The 13,441-nt window shown below is 60.2% G+C and carries 15 protein-coding genes; 8 read left to right on the forward strand and 7 right to left on the reverse strand.

Annotated features, from left to right (window positions below; translation table 11 throughout):
* Positions 1–34: 34 nt before the first annotated feature.
* The gene (locus tag V6S97_RS01050; RefSeq protein ID WP_334425918.1) at positions 35–739 is read left to right on the forward strand and encodes an AzlC family ABC transporter permease; all 705 of its coding nucleotides are present in this window, start codon (positions 35–37) and stop codon (positions 737–739) included.
* Complete coding sequence (locus V6S97_RS01055) at positions 736–1,038, forward strand: AzlD family protein (RefSeq protein WP_129564854.1); 303 nt, start codon at positions 736–738, stop codon at positions 1,036–1,038. The genes V6S97_RS01050 and V6S97_RS01055 overlap by 4 nt, the downstream gene beginning before the upstream one ends.
* A gap of 99 nt (positions 1,039–1,137) precedes the next feature.
* Here V6S97_RS01055 and V6S97_RS01060 read toward each other — a convergent pair whose 3' ends face one another.
* Positions 1,138–2,634, reverse strand: coding sequence for a replicative DNA helicase (locus V6S97_RS01060; protein ID WP_003502052.1), 1,497 nt, complete (start codon positions 2,632–2,634; stop codon positions 1,138–1,140).
* A gap of 311 nt (positions 2,635–2,945) precedes the next feature.
* Here V6S97_RS01060 and V6S97_RS01065 point away from each other — a divergent pair, with 311 nt between their 5' ends.
* Genes V6S97_RS01065 through V6S97_RS01075 form a run of 3 tightly spaced genes read left to right on the forward strand, consistent with a single transcriptional unit; the run spans position 2,946 to position 6,233 of the window.
* Complete coding sequence (locus V6S97_RS01065) at positions 2,946–3,401, forward strand: MarR family winged helix-turn-helix transcriptional regulator (protein WP_060724025.1); 456 nt, start codon at positions 2,946–2,948, stop codon at positions 3,399–3,401.
* Positions 3,398–5,146 (forward strand): MFS transporter, encoded by a 1,749-nt coding sequence (locus V6S97_RS01070; protein WP_334425921.1) that lies wholly within the window; start codon positions 3,398–3,400, stop codon positions 5,144–5,146. Before V6S97_RS01065 ends, V6S97_RS01070 begins: the two co-directional genes overlap by 4 nt.
* A gap of 19 nt (positions 5,147–5,165) precedes the next feature.
* A complete protein-coding gene (locus tag V6S97_RS01075; protein WP_031234094.1) occupies positions 5,166–6,233 on the forward strand; it encodes an HlyD family secretion protein in 1,068 nt (355 codons plus the stop codon).
* 260 nt (positions 6,234–6,493) lie between these two features.
* Here V6S97_RS01075 and rplI read toward each other — a convergent pair whose 3' ends face one another.
* The 6 genes from rplI to V6S97_RS01105 all read right to left on the reverse strand — a co-directional run bounded on the left by rplI (position 6,494) and on the right by V6S97_RS01105 (position 10,814).
* Entirely contained in the window at positions 6,494–7,069 is a 576-nt protein-coding gene (gene rplI / locus V6S97_RS01080; RefSeq protein WP_003502059.1) for a 50S ribosomal protein L9, read from the reverse strand.
* Between the two features lie 14 nt (positions 7,070–7,083).
* Positions 7,084–8,058 (reverse strand): membrane protein, encoded by a 975-nt coding sequence (locus V6S97_RS01085; protein WP_031234095.1) that lies wholly within the window; start codon positions 8,056–8,058, stop codon positions 7,084–7,086.
* A gap of 185 nt (positions 8,059–8,243) precedes the next feature.
* On the reverse strand, positions 8,244–8,492 hold the full coding sequence (gene rpsR / locus V6S97_RS01090) for a 30S ribosomal protein S18 (protein WP_003502063.1): 249 nt from the start codon (positions 8,490–8,492) through the stop codon (positions 8,244–8,246).
* A gap of 16 nt (positions 8,493–8,508) precedes the next feature.
* Positions 8,509–8,970 carry a 30S ribosomal protein S6 gene (gene rpsF, locus V6S97_RS01095; protein ID WP_003502065.1) on the reverse strand — a complete coding sequence of 154 codons (462 nt, stop codon included), beginning with the start codon at positions 8,968–8,970 and terminating at the stop codon, positions 8,509–8,511.
* Positions 8,971–9,243: 273 nt separating this feature from the next.
* Positions 9,244–9,756 carry a ClbS/DfsB family four-helix bundle protein gene (locus V6S97_RS01100; RefSeq protein ID WP_129564852.1) on the reverse strand — a complete coding sequence of 171 codons (513 nt, stop codon included), beginning with the start codon at positions 9,754–9,756 and terminating at the stop codon, positions 9,244–9,246.
* Between the two features lie 14 nt (positions 9,757–9,770).
* On the reverse strand, positions 9,771–10,814 hold the full coding sequence (locus tag V6S97_RS01105; protein ID WP_129564851.1) for an aldo/keto reductase: 1,044 nt from the start codon (positions 10,812–10,814) through the stop codon (positions 9,771–9,773).
* Between the two features lie 222 nt (positions 10,815–11,036).
* Between V6S97_RS01105 and fabD the strand changes: the two genes are divergently transcribed.
* From fabD to V6S97_RS01120, 3 genes are all read left to right on the forward strand, one after another.
* A complete protein-coding gene (gene fabD / locus V6S97_RS01110; RefSeq protein ID WP_003502070.1) occupies positions 11,037–11,981 on the forward strand; it encodes an ACP S-malonyltransferase in 945 nt (314 codons plus the stop codon).
* 98 nt (positions 11,982–12,079) lie between these two features.
* Positions 12,080–12,817, forward strand: coding sequence for a 3-oxoacyl-[acyl-carrier-protein] reductase (fabG, locus tag V6S97_RS01115; protein WP_020811738.1), 738 nt, complete (start codon positions 12,080–12,082; stop codon positions 12,815–12,817).
* Positions 12,818–13,167: 350 nt separating this feature from the next.
* The gene (locus tag V6S97_RS01120) at positions 13,168–13,404 is read left to right on the forward strand and encodes an acyl carrier protein (RefSeq protein WP_003502080.1); all 237 of its coding nucleotides are present in this window, start codon (positions 13,168–13,170) and stop codon (positions 13,402–13,404) included.
* The last annotated feature ends 37 nt before the right edge of the window (positions 13,405–13,441 follow it).

Raw genomic sequence — 13,441 nt, forward strand, 5'->3', positions numbered from 1 at the left:
AGCGTAATCCCTCTCTTTCGAAAGGGAGAATGCGATGTCCATATCGGGAAGAAGCGGCGAGTTCGGTGCGGGATTGAGGGCGGCTGCCCCATTGCTGGTCGCCATGGTGCCGATCGGCGTGGTGTTCGGTGCGGTCGCCATCGGCAAGGGCTTGTCGCCGCTCGAAGCTTCGCTGATGTCGCTGCTGGTCTTTGCCGGCGGCTCGCAATTCGTTGCGATGGATTTATGGACCCATCCGGCAAGCTGGAGCGCACTTGGTTTTGCGGCGCTGCTGGTCAATCTGCGCCATGTGCTGATGAGCGCTTCCATCGCCGGTAAGCTGGATGATTTCAGGGGCTGGCGGAAATATGCGGCCATGCTGGTGCTGACGGATGAATCCTGGGCGCTGTCGGAGTTCCGCGTCATTGCCGGTCGATTGACGGCAGCCTTCTTCACCGGGGCCGCCCTGTCGATCTATCTCGTCTGGAACCTTGCCACGCTCGCCGGTGCGCTGCTGGGTTCGGTTGTGGGAGACATGTCGGTCATCGGTCTGGATTTCGCCTTTCCGGCCGTTTTCATCGTGCTGCTCATGGGCTTCTGGAGGGGCAGGGAAACCGGCTTCGTGCTTGTGGCAAGTGCCTCCGCGGCCTATCTCACCCATGCGCTTGTTCCCGACGCCTGGTATATCGCCGCAGGCGCCCTGGCTGGACTTGCCGTTGCCGCCTTCGGCCACGAGGAACCGGCGGAGCAGCCGGCATGACGCTCGATCCGAATACGCTGCTGACAATCCTTGCCATGATGGCGGCAACCGTCGCCACGCGTCTTGGCGGCCTGCTGCTGGTCAGTCATTTTACCCTGACACCGCGTCTGAAAAAGGCGCTCGGCGTGGTCCCTCCCGCCGTCCTGATGGCCGTGGTCACCCCGACGGCGCTTGCGAGCGGGCCGGCGGAAGCCATCGCCTGCGCAATAACCGCCGTCGCGGCGCTGCGCCTCAGCCTCCTGCCGGCCGCCGCGCTTGGTGTTGCGGCCGTGGCGCTGCTGCGCGGAATCGGATTGTGAGAAAATTCCACCAAGGCTCTGAAAAGACTCGGGCCTTGTTTCCGGAACGTGGGATATAGCCGAGACGGTAAACATACCCTCTCGGCTATTATGTCCGGATCAATGCTCTTCGTACTGGCTGAAGCTCGGATCGGCGAGATCGGTAAATCGCGTGAACTCGGACTGGAAGGCGAGCTTCACCGTGCCGGTCGGTCCGTGACGCTGCTTGGCGATGATGACGTCGGCCGTGCCTTTCACCTTGTCGAACAGGGCTTCCCATTCAGTATATTTGGGATCGGAAATATCGCGCGGCTCCATGTTCTTGACGTAATATTCCTCGCGGAACACGAACAGCACCACGTCGGCGTCCTGCTCGATGGAGCCGGATTCACGAAGGTCGGAGAGCTGCGGGCGCTTGTCTTCGCGGCTTTCCACCGCACGGGAGAGCTGTGACAGCGCGATGATCGGAACGTTGAGTTCCTTGCCCAGCGCCTTGAGGCCTGTGGTGATCTGGGTGATTTCCTGCACGCGGTTTTCGCCGCTCTTGCCGGAGCCGGTCATCAGCTGAACGTAGTCCACCACCAGAACATCAAGGCCGCGCTGGCGCTTCAGGCGGCGGGCGCGGGCGGAAAGCTGGGCAATCGAGATACCACCGGTCTGGTCGATATAAAGCGGCACTTTCTGCATCATCTGGGAGCAGGCGACGAGCTTTTCGAAGTCGGCCTCGGTAATGTCACCGCGACGGATTTTCGAGGAGGACACTTCGGTCTGCTCGGAAATGATACGCGTCGCCAGCTGTTCGGACGACATTTCGAGCGAGTAGAAGCCGACGACGCCACCGTTCTTGGCCTTGTACGACCCGTCCGGCTGCACTTCCTGCTCGTAAGATGCGGCAATGTTGTAGGCGATGTTTGTCGCAAGCGAGGTCTTGCCCATACCCGGACGACCGGCAAGCACGATAAGGTCGGAACGCTGCAGGCCGCCCATGCGGGCATCGAGCGAGTGAATGCCGGTGGAGATGCCCGAGAGGTTACCGTCGCGCTCGAAGGCCGCGCCCGCCATGTCGATCGCCAGTGCCACGGCATCGTTGAACGACTGGAAGCCGCCGTCGTAACGGCCGGTTTCCGCCAGTTCGAACAGACGGCGTTCGGTGTCTTCGATCTGCGCCTGCGGCGGCATGTCGAGCGGCGCGTCATAGGCGATGTTGACGACATCCTCGCCGATCTGGATAAGCGCGCGGCGCAGCGCCAGATCATAGATCGCCCGGCCGTAATCTTCCGCGTTGATGATCGATACGGCTTCCGCTGCCAGACGTGCGAGGTACTGCGCCACCGTCAGATCGCCGATCTTGTCGTCGGCGGGTAGGAAGGTCTTGATCGTCACCGGATTGGCGGTCTTGCCCATACGGATGATATCGCCCGCCACCTCGAAGATCTTTCGGTGCAGCGGCTCGTAGAGGTGCACGGGCTTCAGGAAGTCCGACACGCGGTAATAGGCGTCGTTATTGACGAGGATGGCGCCGAGCAGCGCCTGTTCGGCCTCGATATTGTTCGGCGCTTCACGGTAATGCGGTTCCGCCGGTTGCGCGGGGGTGATCTTTCTCACAGCGTCGTTCATGGTTTGCGCGATCTCCCTTTGCCTTTGTCCTTAAACCTCGGGTTTGGCTTTCTGGGGCATGGCAGTCAATGATATTGTTGCAACACTCTATGGCAGGCTGACGTCCGCTCTACGAAGCTTGATCACATCTTCAGTTGTCCCCAGCAATCCACAGGCGGTGGGGAACAAGGTGCCGGGGTCTTCCGGCAAGGTGATTCGCTGCCATGAGTTTATCGCATGGCAGACCCGGCGTGAAAGAAACTTGAAAATCGTCAGCCTTGCGAATAAATAGGCAGAAAATAAGTAGTGTGCTAATTATAAGGCTTGCTGACATGTCCCGCGAGACCGACAAGGAACAGCTTCTCGATGAAGTCTCCGCTTTCACCCGGAAACTGCGCGCGTTTTTCGACGCGCGGGTGGGGGAGAGCGGGCTGACGCTTGCGCGGGCGCGAGCGCTTTTTGCGCTCTCGCGGCGCGGACCGCTGACGCAGACCGAGCTTGCCGAGGAAATGGAAATCGAGACGCCGACGCTGGTGCGGGTGCTTGACGGCATGGAGAAGCAGAACCTCATCGAGCGCCGTTCCGACGAAACCGATCGCCGCGCCAAACGCATCCACATGACGGCGGAGGGCGAGAAAACCTCCGAGACGGTGCAGGCGATGGCAAAGTCGCTGCGCTCCGAGATTGCCGCCGACATTTCCTCGCAGGAACTGGCGACGGCGCTTGATGTCATGCGCCGGCTTTCGGCCAATCTGCAAAATCTCGCGGCCGGGAGGGTGCAATCATGAGCAACCTCGTACCGCAAACCGCTGACAAGGCCGCTTCCCAGGATGCCGAAGGAACTGCCAAACCAGTCGACCTTCCGGAAGCGGCAGTGACGCCGATGAGCGCTTCGGGCGCGGGCGAAACCGTGCCGGAACCTGCCGCTGCCGCCGCACCGCAGCCGGTTGAGCGGCCGCTCTGGCTGCGGCTGTGCTTCATTTTTGCGGGCCTGTCGTTCTTCATCACACAAGGCCTGGGCATGAATCTCGTCATGGCCAATATCTACCAGTTGCAGGGCGAGTTTTCCGCCACGGTGGCTGAGGTCGCGTGGCTTTCCGCGGCCTATATGGCGCCTTACGCCACGTTTTCCATCGCGCTGTTCAAGGTCCGGGCGCAATATGGCCTGCGGCCCTTCGCCGAAGTCTCGATTATCGTGTTTGTCGTGGCCTCCTGTCTCAACCTCTTCGTGACCGACCTGCATTCGGCAATCGTCATCCGTTTTGTCAGCGGCATGGCCGCCGCGCCGATCTCGTCGCTCGGCTTTCTCTATATTCTGGAAGCCTTTCCGCCTGCGCGGAAATTCTCGCTTGGTTTCAGCATAGCGCTGACGGGCACGTTGCTGTCAGCGCCGCTCGCCCGCATCGTCTCGCCATCCCTGTTGGAAATCGACGGATGGAACGCGCTCTATTCCATGGAAGTGGGATTCGCGCTGATCGCTTTCGCCATGATCTATGTGCTGAAGGTCACCCCGCCGCCGCGCGCGAAAGTCATCGAGCGCATGGATATTCTGAGCTATCTCTTGTTTGCAGGCGGTCTCGGCTGTCTGGCGGTCATGCTCACCCTCGGCCGGTTCTACTGGTGGTTCGAAACATGGTGGCTGGGCGTCCTTCTGGCGACGTCGATCGCACTTCTGACGCTGATGGCCTTCATCGAATTGCCGCGCAAGAATCCGCTGCTCGACCTGCGCTGGATTTTCTCGAAAACCAACCTGCACATTATTGCGGTCCTGCTCGTCTACCGTGCGGTTTCCTCCGAGCAATCCTCAACGGCGGTCAGCTTTTACCAGCAGCTCGGCCTGCTGAACGACCAGACGACGACACTTTATGCACTTGTGCTGCTGGCGACCGTTCTCGGCGGTGCGGCCTGTGCCTGGCTGATGCTGACGAAATACGTCGATACCGCCCATGTGATTGCGCTGGCGCTGATCGCCGCCGGTTCATTCATGGATAGCCAGTCCAACAATCTGACGCGGCCGGGTGAGATGTATCTCAGCCAGATGATGATCGCCTTTGGCGCGGCGATGTTCCTGCCGCCCGTCATGGCCAAGGGTTTCGCCGCCGCGCTGGCCCGGGGTGCACCCTATCTGGTGAACTTCATCACCATCTTCCTGTTCACGCAGATCACGGGTTCGATGCTGATGACCGGCCTGCTTGGCAGTTTCGTAACGCTGCGGGAGAAGTTCCACTCCAATATTCTGGTGGAAAATATCCTGCTTACCAATCCCATGGTCGCCCAGCGTGTCTCACAGCTTTCCGGCGCTTACAGCCATGTCATCACCGATCCGGCATTGCTGAAGGCAGAGGGGCTGTCACTGCTTGGCCAGCAGGTCAGCAGGGAAGCCTATGTGCTTGCTTATAATGACACGTTCCTGCTGATTTCAGTCGTTTCCGCGCTGGCGTTGGCCGCGCTTTTGATCCACCTTGCATGGCTGCGCATCCGTCCTTTCCTTTTCCGGGAAGACATCGATGCCGCACCGGCACCACAGTCTTGAACATTCCAAGAGTGACAAAATGCTGAAGAAGTTTTTTACCCCCGTTTCCATTCTCGTGCTGCTCGGCGGTCTCGCCGGCGTGGCGCTGGTGCTTTACGCCTGGCGGCTGCCGCCGTTCCTTTCCACCGTCGAAATGACCGACAACGCCTTCGTACGGGGTTATGTCACGACGATGAGCCCGCAGGTGAGCGGTTATGTCGTGGACGTGCCGGTGAAGGATTATCAGGAAGTCAGCCAGGGCGCGCTGCTCGCGAAGATCGATGACCGTATCTACCGCCAGAAGCAGGCGCAGGCGGAAGCAACGCTCGATACCCACAAGGCCGCACTCGACAATTCCCGACAGCAGGAAAATGCCGCCAACGCCAACATCCGCTCGAGTGAAGCGGCGGTCGACAGTGCCGAGGCGTCGCTGAAACAGGCGCAGCTCGCCTCCGACCGGCAGGATAATCTCATCAAGAGCGGCGCCGGCACCTCCAGCCTGCAAGAAGAAGCCCATGCCGGGCTTGAAAAGGCGAGGGCGTCGCTCTCCCAGGCCAAGGCGGCGCTTGAGGTCTCGCGGCAGGATCTGCAGACCATCATCGTCAACCGCAGCTCGCTGCAGGCGGCCGTCGCCAATGCCGAAGCCGCCGTCGAGCTCGCCCGGATCGATCTCGCCAATACCGAAATCCACGCTCCCGTGGATGGCAGGCTAGGCGAGGTCGGCGTGCGCACTGGTCAATATGTCACCGCCGGAACACAATTGATGGCCGTCGTGCCGCACGATGTCTGGGTCATCGCCAATTTCAAGGAAACCCAGCTTGCCGGCATGCAGGTGGGCCAGCCCGTAACGATCTCCGTGGATGCTCTGCATCGCCGCAAGCTGACCGGCCATGTGGAACGGTTTTCGCCCGCGACGGGTTCGGAATTCGCCGTCATCAAGCCTGACAATGCGACGGGTAATTTCGTGAAGATCGCCCAGCGTCTCGGCGTGCGGATTGCGATCGATGCGGATCAGCCGCTTGCGGCGGAGCTTTCGCCGGGCATGTCGGTGGTGGTGCATGTGGATAAGAGCAAGGCGCCTGAGGGGGCGGAGACGGCGGCGAAGTAGTTGGGCACGGTTGGAGTGCGTGGTTCACCCCCCTCTGTCCTGCCGGACATCTCCCCCTCAAGGGGGGAGATTGGCAAGAAGCTCTACCACCACTTCATTCTCAAACGTTGAGGTGATCGAGGGCTAGCGGCGATTCGATCTCCCCCCTTGAGGGGGAGATGCCCGGCAGGGCAGAGGGGGTATTCCTCCGCGAATTCAACCCAACAAAAAACCCCGGATGTCGCCATCCGGGGTTTTCTTATGGCCGCAAGGCCAAACTATTATTCGTCGTCGCCGTCGCGGTCAGCTTCCGGATCGAAGAAGTCTTCCGGACGCAGTGCGTCTTCGTCAACGCCGTAGATGGCGTCAGCGGAGGTGAGGCTTTCGCCCTTGGCCTGACGTTCTGCTTCTTCAGCCGAACGGGCAACGTTCAGCTCAACCTGCAGCTCGACTTCGGCATGCAGGTGCAGGGTGACGTTGTGCAGGCCGATGGTCTTGATCGGCGTGTTCAGTTCAACCTGGTTGCGGCCGATGTTGAAGCCTTCGGCAGCCAGGATTTCGACGACGTCGCGAGCAGCGACAGAGCCGTAGAGCTGGCCGGTTTCGCCAGCCGAACGGACGACGATGAAGGACTTGCCTTCGAGTGCTTCGGCAACCTTCTGGGCTTCCGACTTGCGCTCGAGGTTACGGGCTTCGAGCGTTGCGCGCTCGGTTTCGAAACGTGCCTTGTTGGTGGCGTTGGCGCGCAGCGCCTTGCCCTGCGGCAGCAGGAAGTTACGGGCGTAGCCGTCGCGGACCTTTACGGTTTCGCCCATCTGGCCGAGCTTATTGATGCGTTCGAGAAGAATGACGTCCATCTTCTTGATCCTTTCTATGGTTTGGTTTCGTTCGAATTGTCGGTTTTCCGCGCCGGTGTAAGAGAGATCGTGCTGCGCACGTCGCTCAGGCCGAACACGAGAATGATGAACAGCGGAAAGACAAAGACCGCCGAAAGATATGCGAGAATGAGAACCGGCAGCCGCCAGTCCTTGCCGCGGGCGCGCTTGTGCAACGAGGCGTAACCCGCCATCAGGAAGCCCGCGCCGAAGGTGCCGCAGATGACTGCGCCGACCATGGCCGCGACGCCGCCGAGGAAGATGGCGACGATGCCGGCGAGGAAGATGAAGATGGCGTTGCGGTGCATGCGCAGCGCCGAAGCGATGTCCTCGCGCGGGCGCAGACCCTTGCCGAAGGTGCCGACCACTCGCGTCGCGAAATAATAGGCGGCAAACAGCAGGATGACCCAGAGACCGCCCTGAACGATCGGCAGCAGAAGTACAAACAGGGACTTCGTCCGCGCCAGTGCCTCGACATTGGGTTCGAACAACGGTTCGCTGTTCTGAACCGAGGTCATAATCATGTCGATCATACGCGTGACGAGATCGGGACCGTAACCGATCATCCAGCCGAGAATGACGACGGCGACGGAAACCAGAATGCACAGATGCAGGACGATGCCGGAAAGCGGATACCAGGCAAGCAGATCATCCGGGCCGCCGAGTTCGGAGGCCGGACGCGCCAGATTGGCGAGATGCGAAAGCCAGCCCGCCGGGATCAGCGTGAAGATTGCGATGGTCAGCGCAAAAAGCGGCGACATGACCAGCGCGCCGATGATGGCCGTGGTGATGATCGCGATAATGGCGGCGCGGTTGCCCCAGCCCATGCCGGCGATGAAGATCGGCATGGCGGAACCGGCATAAAGCAGGAAGGACAGGGACGACTGTGCCGTTGCGCCAAGCGTCAGAAACGCGGCGCATATGCCGGCGAGAACGCCGGAGATCAGCACTGTCTGGTTCAACTTCTGCACTTCGCTGTCCTGCTGAAACTTAAGCAGTTAGAGGATCGCTCCTGAGAGCCTCATCCCCAACATGGGTTTTTCAGAGTATCGATCCGCGCCCAACGCGGAAGGATTATAATTTTCGACCCGCTGATCAAGAGTCAGCTGCTCGAGAAAAACGAGGCCGCGATAAACCGCAGCCTCGCTTTAATTCATTACGCTACAACGTAGGGCAGCAGGCCGAGGAAGCGGGCGCGCTTGATCGCCTGGGCGAGTTCGCGCTGCTTCTTCTGGGAAACGGCCGTGATGCGGGACGGAACGATCTTGCCGCGCTCGGAAATGTAGCGCTGCAGGAGACGTACGTCCTTGTAGTCGATCTTCGGAGCGTTGGCGCCGGAGAAGGGGCACGTCTTGCGACGGCGGTGGAACGGGCGGCGTGCCTGGGAAGAGGATGCGTCAGCCATTGGTCAAAACTCCTTCTTATGCACGGTCTTCGCGCGGACGGCGCGGACGGTCTTCACGGTCGCCGAAGCCACCTTCGCGCGGTGCGCGGGGACCACGATCTTCACGCGGGCCACGGTCCGGACGGTCGCCGTCACGGCGCGGACGGTCGTCGCGATCGCGCTTCTGCATCATCGCAGACGGGCCTTCTTCGTGGGCTTCGACGGCGATGGTCATGTAGCGAAGAACGTCTTCGTTGATGCGCATCTGGCGCTCGACTTCATGGATGGCGGCCGCCGGAGCGTCGATGTCCATGAGAGCGTAGTGAGCCTTGCGGTTCTTCTTGATGCGGTAGGTGAGGGACTTCAGACCCCAGTTCTCGACGCGTCCGACTTTACCGCCGAACGATTCGATAACGCCCTTGTACTGCTCGACAAGTGCGTCGACCTGCTGGGCAGAAATATCCTGCCGGGCAAGGAAGATGTGTTCGTAAAGAGCCATTTAAGCTTTGCCTTTCTTGCGTTTCGTCCTTCACCCGGCAACGGCGCTAAGCCTCAACGACTGCTCCTGACAAGGCGTGAAGGCCTTAAAGCAAGAAAAGCGTTGTTCGAGACGGTCGAGAGCGGAGACACGGGAGGCCGGAAAAACCTTATGGTTCCTGCTGTTCCGTTACCGGAACCAGCCCTCCGTTCAGCCACCAGCCAATTGGACCGGGTGTTGTGAACAGCGCGCTTATACGGATTTTTCCGCAGAAAACAACCCCGCACCGCAAAATCAGGCTATTCCTCTGGCTTTCTTCCATTTTCGCAGCCGTCCGCGGGCGTTAACGTAGGGCAAGGACGTGTTGAACTGGATCATACGGCCAAGTGACCATTTGCCGTACCAGCCGGGGGCGTAAAGCTGATGCGGATCATATGCGTTGATGGCGTCGATGATCCGTCTTTTCACACTGTCCAGTCGCTCCTGCCGTTCGGCGAAAGACAGGGAGACGTAGTCGCCGTAGAATTTCTGCGCCAAGGCTCCCAGCGCATTCCACTTATAGCCTGTTTCGGGAAAATCCGGTTCACGACCTTCGGCGCGAAGCGATATCCACTTCAGCACCAGCTCTCCCCAGCCAATCAGATAGGCGACGAGGTCGTTGACGCTCATCAGCGTACCGGCTGCATGGCCGTCCATGTCCCTCGTCCCGGCAAGGTCCACCGGGACTGTTTCCAATTCGCGCATCAGCTTTTCAAAACTGCTTTCGATTGCAGTTCGCAGTTCCGTTGCGCTTTCGGGGACGGCCATGGCAACCAGCTACCTTAGATCGCCATCGGATATTGCCGATGGATCGCGGCAATACCCGTCAGCACCTCTTCCGACAGCGTCACATCCGCCGCCGCGATATCCACCTTCAACTGCTCCATCGTCGTTGCGCCGATGATGGCCGAGGCCATGAAGGGGCGTGTCAGGCAGAAGGCGATGGCGAGTTGGGCCGGATCGATCCCATGCTCGGCGGCAAGCTTTAGATAGGCCTTGACCGGCGCTTCCTGCAGCGGCTGCAACCGGCCGCCGAGATCCTTGTTGATGGAGGCGCGTGATCCCGCCGGGCGCGCGCCGTTCTGGTATTTGCCGGTCAGCAGACCCGCCGCAAGCGGCGAATAGGCGAGCAGGCCGACATCTTCGTGATGGGCGACTTCCGCCATGTCGAGATCGAAGCTGCGGTACAGCAGGTTATATTCGTTCTGAATGGTGGCGACGCGCGGCAGGCCGTTCGCTTCCGCGATATCGATATATTTCTGCGTGCCCCAGGCGCTTTCGTTGGAGAGGCCAATGGCGCGGATCTTGCCGGCCTTCACCAGTTCTCCGAGCGTCTCCAGCTTTTCGGTGATTTCGGCAAGCGTACGCTGCTTGTCCTGAGCGGAGGCGTCGAAGCCCCAGGCGCCACGGAAATGGTAGGTGCCGCGATTCGGCCAGTGAACCTGGTAGAGGTCGATGTAGTCGGTCTTCAGCCGCTTGAGGCTGGTATCCACCGCCTCGCGGATGGCGGCGGCGTCGATATCGCGGCCGCCGCGAATATAATCGCGCCCGGAGCCGGCGACCTTGGTGGCGAGCACGACCTGATCGCGCCTGCCGGTCTTTTCGAACCAGCTGCCGATATACTCCTCGGTCCGGCCCTGTGTTTCGGCGGAAACGGGGGTGGTCGGATAAAGCTCGGCCGTATCGAAGAAATTGACGCCGTTTTCGATGGCGTAGTCCATCTGCTGATGGGCTTCTGCTTCGGTGTTCTGCGTGCCCCACGTCATGGTGCCGAGGCAGATTTCGGACACGGAGATGCCCGTGCGTCCCAGTAGATTCTGTTTCATGGAGAGGTCCCGGTGCTTTGACGAGTTTTGGAAGGTGGGGTGAAAGTAATGGGGATTTGCCGCAGTGCAAGAAAAAATATGATGAAAAGAAAGGGGAAAACAGGTCGGCAAAACCCCTGACAAAGGCCTGCCATAGGGCTTCAAGCCTTGACTTCGCTGGCGGGAATGTGAATGGAAGTCCGAAAGAATAAAGGCAAGGCCAGACAAGAAGGACGACATCCCATGGGTATTGCATTCACATTTCCCGGTCAGGGAAGCCAGGCCGTCGGCATGGGCAAGGAGCTGGCGGATACCTATCCGGAAGCGCGCGCCGTGTTTCAGGAGGTCGACGAGGCGCTCGACCAGAAGCTTTCCGATATCATGTGGAACGGCCCGGAAGAGACGCTGACGCTGACGGCCAATGCCCAGCCGGCGCTGATGGCCGTGTCCATGGCGGTCATGCGGGTTCTCGAAGCGCGCGGCTTCAAGCTGTCCGATACGGTTTCTTATGTAGCCGGCCATTCGCTCGGCGAATATTCGGCGCTCTGTGCCGCCGGCACCTTCTCGGTTGCCGATACCGCCCGTCTTCTGCGTATCCGCGGCAATGCCATGCAGGCCGCCGTGCCGGTCGGCGAGGGCGCGATGGCTGCGATCATCGGGCTGGAGCATGATGCGGTGTCCGCAATCTGCGAGGAAGCCGGCATCCTCGGTGTCTGCCAAATCGCTAATGACAATGGCGGTGGCCAGCTGGTCATTTCCGGCGGCAAGGCTGCCGTTGAAAAGGCGGCGGCGATCGCTTCCGAAAAGGGCGCCAAGCGCGCCATCATGCTGCCGGTCTCGGCACCCTTCCACTCCGCACTGATGGCGCCGGCGGCGGAAGCCATGCGCGAGGCGCTGGCCAAGGTCGAAAAACACAACCCGGTCGTGCCCGTTGTCGCCAATGTGCGCGCCACACCCGTTTCCGATGCCAATGAGATCGCCGCTTTGCTGGTCGAGCAGGTAACGGGCCAGGTGCGCTGGCGCGAGACGGTTGAGTGGTTCGCCGCCAACAATGTGACGCAGCTTTACGAGATCGGTTCCGGCAAGGTGCTGACGGGCCTTGCCCGCCGCATCGATAAGACGGTGAACGGCGTTGCCGTCAACGGCGCTGCCGATATCGACCAGCTTCTCGCCACTCTTATCGGCTGAGACGGGCTTCGCCCCGTAACGGCCTTTTGTTTTACGATAATTCCCGATGCAATTCCGTTAAAAGGCTTTGCGGAGTTGCTCTAAAGAAGGAACGGAACATGTTAGATCTGACAGGCCGCAAGGCTCTCGTAACCGGCGCGACCGGCGGCATCGGCGAAGAAATCGCCCGCCTTCTCCACAGCCAGGGCGCAACCGTCGGCCTGCACGGCACCCGCGTTGAAAAGCTTGAAGCGCTGGCGGCGGAACTTGGCGACCGCGTCAAGATTTTCCCGGCTAACCTTGCCGACCGAGCCGAGGTAAAGGCGCTCGGCGAAAAGGCCGAAGCCGAGCTGGAGGGCGTGGATATCCTCGTCAACAATGCCGGCATCACCAAGGACGGCCTCTTCGTGCGCATGAGCGACGAGGACTGGGATAACGTCATCGAAGTGAACCTGACGGCGATGTTCCGCCTGACGCGCGAGCTGACACATCCGATGATGCGCCGCCGTTTCGGCCGCATCATCAACATCACCTCCATCGTCGGCGTCACCGGCAATCCTGGTCAAGCCAACTACTGCGCCTCCAAGGCCGGCATGATCGGTTTTTCGAAGTCGCTGGCGCAGGAAATCGCCACCCGCAACGTCACCGTCAACTGCGTGGCGCCCGGCTTCATCGAAAGCGCCATGACCGGCAAGCTGAACGACAAGCAGAAAGACGCCATTATGGGCGCCATTCCCATGAAGCGCATGGGAACCGGTGCGGAAGTCGCATCGGCCGTTCTTTACCTGGCTTCCAATGAAGCCGCCTACATGACCGGCCAGACCCTGCACGTCAATGGCGGCATGGCGATGATCTGACGGCGCCTGAGGCCGTCATGAAAAGGATTGCGGCGCTGTTTAAGTACCTTCTTGGGTAGCTGGCGCCGCAAGGCCCCGCTGACTGGTTTTCGGCGAAATAGCCTGTCATACGCTGTGCTTAGCGCGTTTTCAGGCTTTTCGACCGATTGAAACCATGTTAAGCGGGCCAAGACTGTGAACAGTCGTCCCGGAGAGACAGGAAGCCGTTGCGATTTTGCGTGACGATGTCTAGCTTGGACCGGGTTGAACGGGTTTGCCAGCAGTGCCGGATTTGAACGGCGCATGAGGGCTTCTAACAGGGCAGGGTGCCGTAAGGCATTCCCTTCAAAATAAAGGTCGAGGAAACCGACATGAGCGATATCGCAGAACGCGTAAAGAAAATTGTAATTGATCATCTTGGCGTTGACGCCGACAAGGTTGTTGAAGGCGCTAGCTTCATTGACGATCTGGGCGCTGATTCGCTCGATACCGTTGAACTGGTCATGGCTTTCGAAGAAGAGTTCGGCGTCGAAATTCCCGACGACGCAGCTGACTCGATCCTGACTGTCGGCGACGCCGTAAAGTTCATCGAGAAGGCCCAGGCCTGATCGACCTTCATGGGGGAGGTGCAATATCCTCCCGTCC

This window comes from Agrobacterium sp. CCNWLW155 (assembly GCF_036888815.1).
GTDB classification, from domain to species: domain Bacteria; phylum Pseudomonadota; class Alphaproteobacteria; order Rhizobiales; family Rhizobiaceae; genus Agrobacterium; species Agrobacterium radiobacter.

What these genes read in the sequence shown, in the direction of transcription:
- rplI (WP_003502059.1), bottom strand. Translation starts at nt 7,069, where the DNA reads ATGGACGTCATTCTTCTCGAACGCATCAATAAGCTCGGCCAGATGGGC.
- fabG (WP_020811738.1), top strand. Translation starts at nt 12,080, where the DNA reads ATGTTAGATCTGACAGGCCGCAAGGCTCTCGTAACCGGCGCGACCGGC.
- V6S97_RS01075 (WP_031234094.1), top strand. Translation starts at nt 5,166, where the DNA reads ATGCTGAAGAAGTTTTTTACCCCCGTTTCCATTCTCGTGCTGCTCGGC.
- V6S97_RS01050 (WP_334425918.1), top strand. Translation starts at nt 35, where the DNA reads ATGTCCATATCGGGAAGAAGCGGCGAGTTCGGTGCGGGATTGAGGGCG.
- V6S97_RS01060 (WP_003502052.1), bottom strand. Translation starts at nt 2,634, where the DNA reads ATGAACGACGCTGTGAGAAAGATCACCCCCGCGCAACCGGCGGAACCG.
- rpsF (WP_003502065.1), bottom strand. Translation starts at nt 8,970, where the DNA reads ATGGCTCTTTACGAACACATCTTCCTTGCCCGGCAGGATATTTCTGCC.
- rpsR (WP_003502063.1), bottom strand. Translation starts at nt 8,492, where the DNA reads ATGGCTGACGCATCCTCTTCCCAGGCACGCCGCCCGTTCCACCGCCGT.
- fabD (WP_003502070.1), top strand. Translation starts at nt 11,037, where the DNA reads ATGGGTATTGCATTCACATTTCCCGGTCAGGGAAGCCAGGCCGTCGGC.
- V6S97_RS01070 (WP_334425921.1), top strand. Translation starts at nt 3,398, where the DNA reads ATGAGCAACCTCGTACCGCAAACCGCTGACAAGGCCGCTTCCCAGGAT.
- V6S97_RS01105 (WP_129564851.1), bottom strand. Translation starts at nt 10,814, where the DNA reads ATGAAACAGAATCTACTGGGACGCACGGGCATCTCCGTGTCCGAAATC.
- V6S97_RS01065 (WP_060724025.1), top strand. Translation starts at nt 2,946, where the DNA reads ATGTCCCGCGAGACCGACAAGGAACAGCTTCTCGATGAAGTCTCCGCT.
- V6S97_RS01100 (WP_129564852.1), bottom strand. Translation starts at nt 9,756, where the DNA reads ATGGCCGTCCCCGAAAGCGCAACGGAACTGCGAACTGCAATCGAAAGC.
- V6S97_RS01120 (WP_003502080.1), top strand. Translation starts at nt 13,168, where the DNA reads ATGAGCGATATCGCAGAACGCGTAAAGAAAATTGTAATTGATCATCTT.
- V6S97_RS01055 (WP_129564854.1), top strand. Translation starts at nt 736, where the DNA reads ATGACGCTCGATCCGAATACGCTGCTGACAATCCTTGCCATGATGGCG.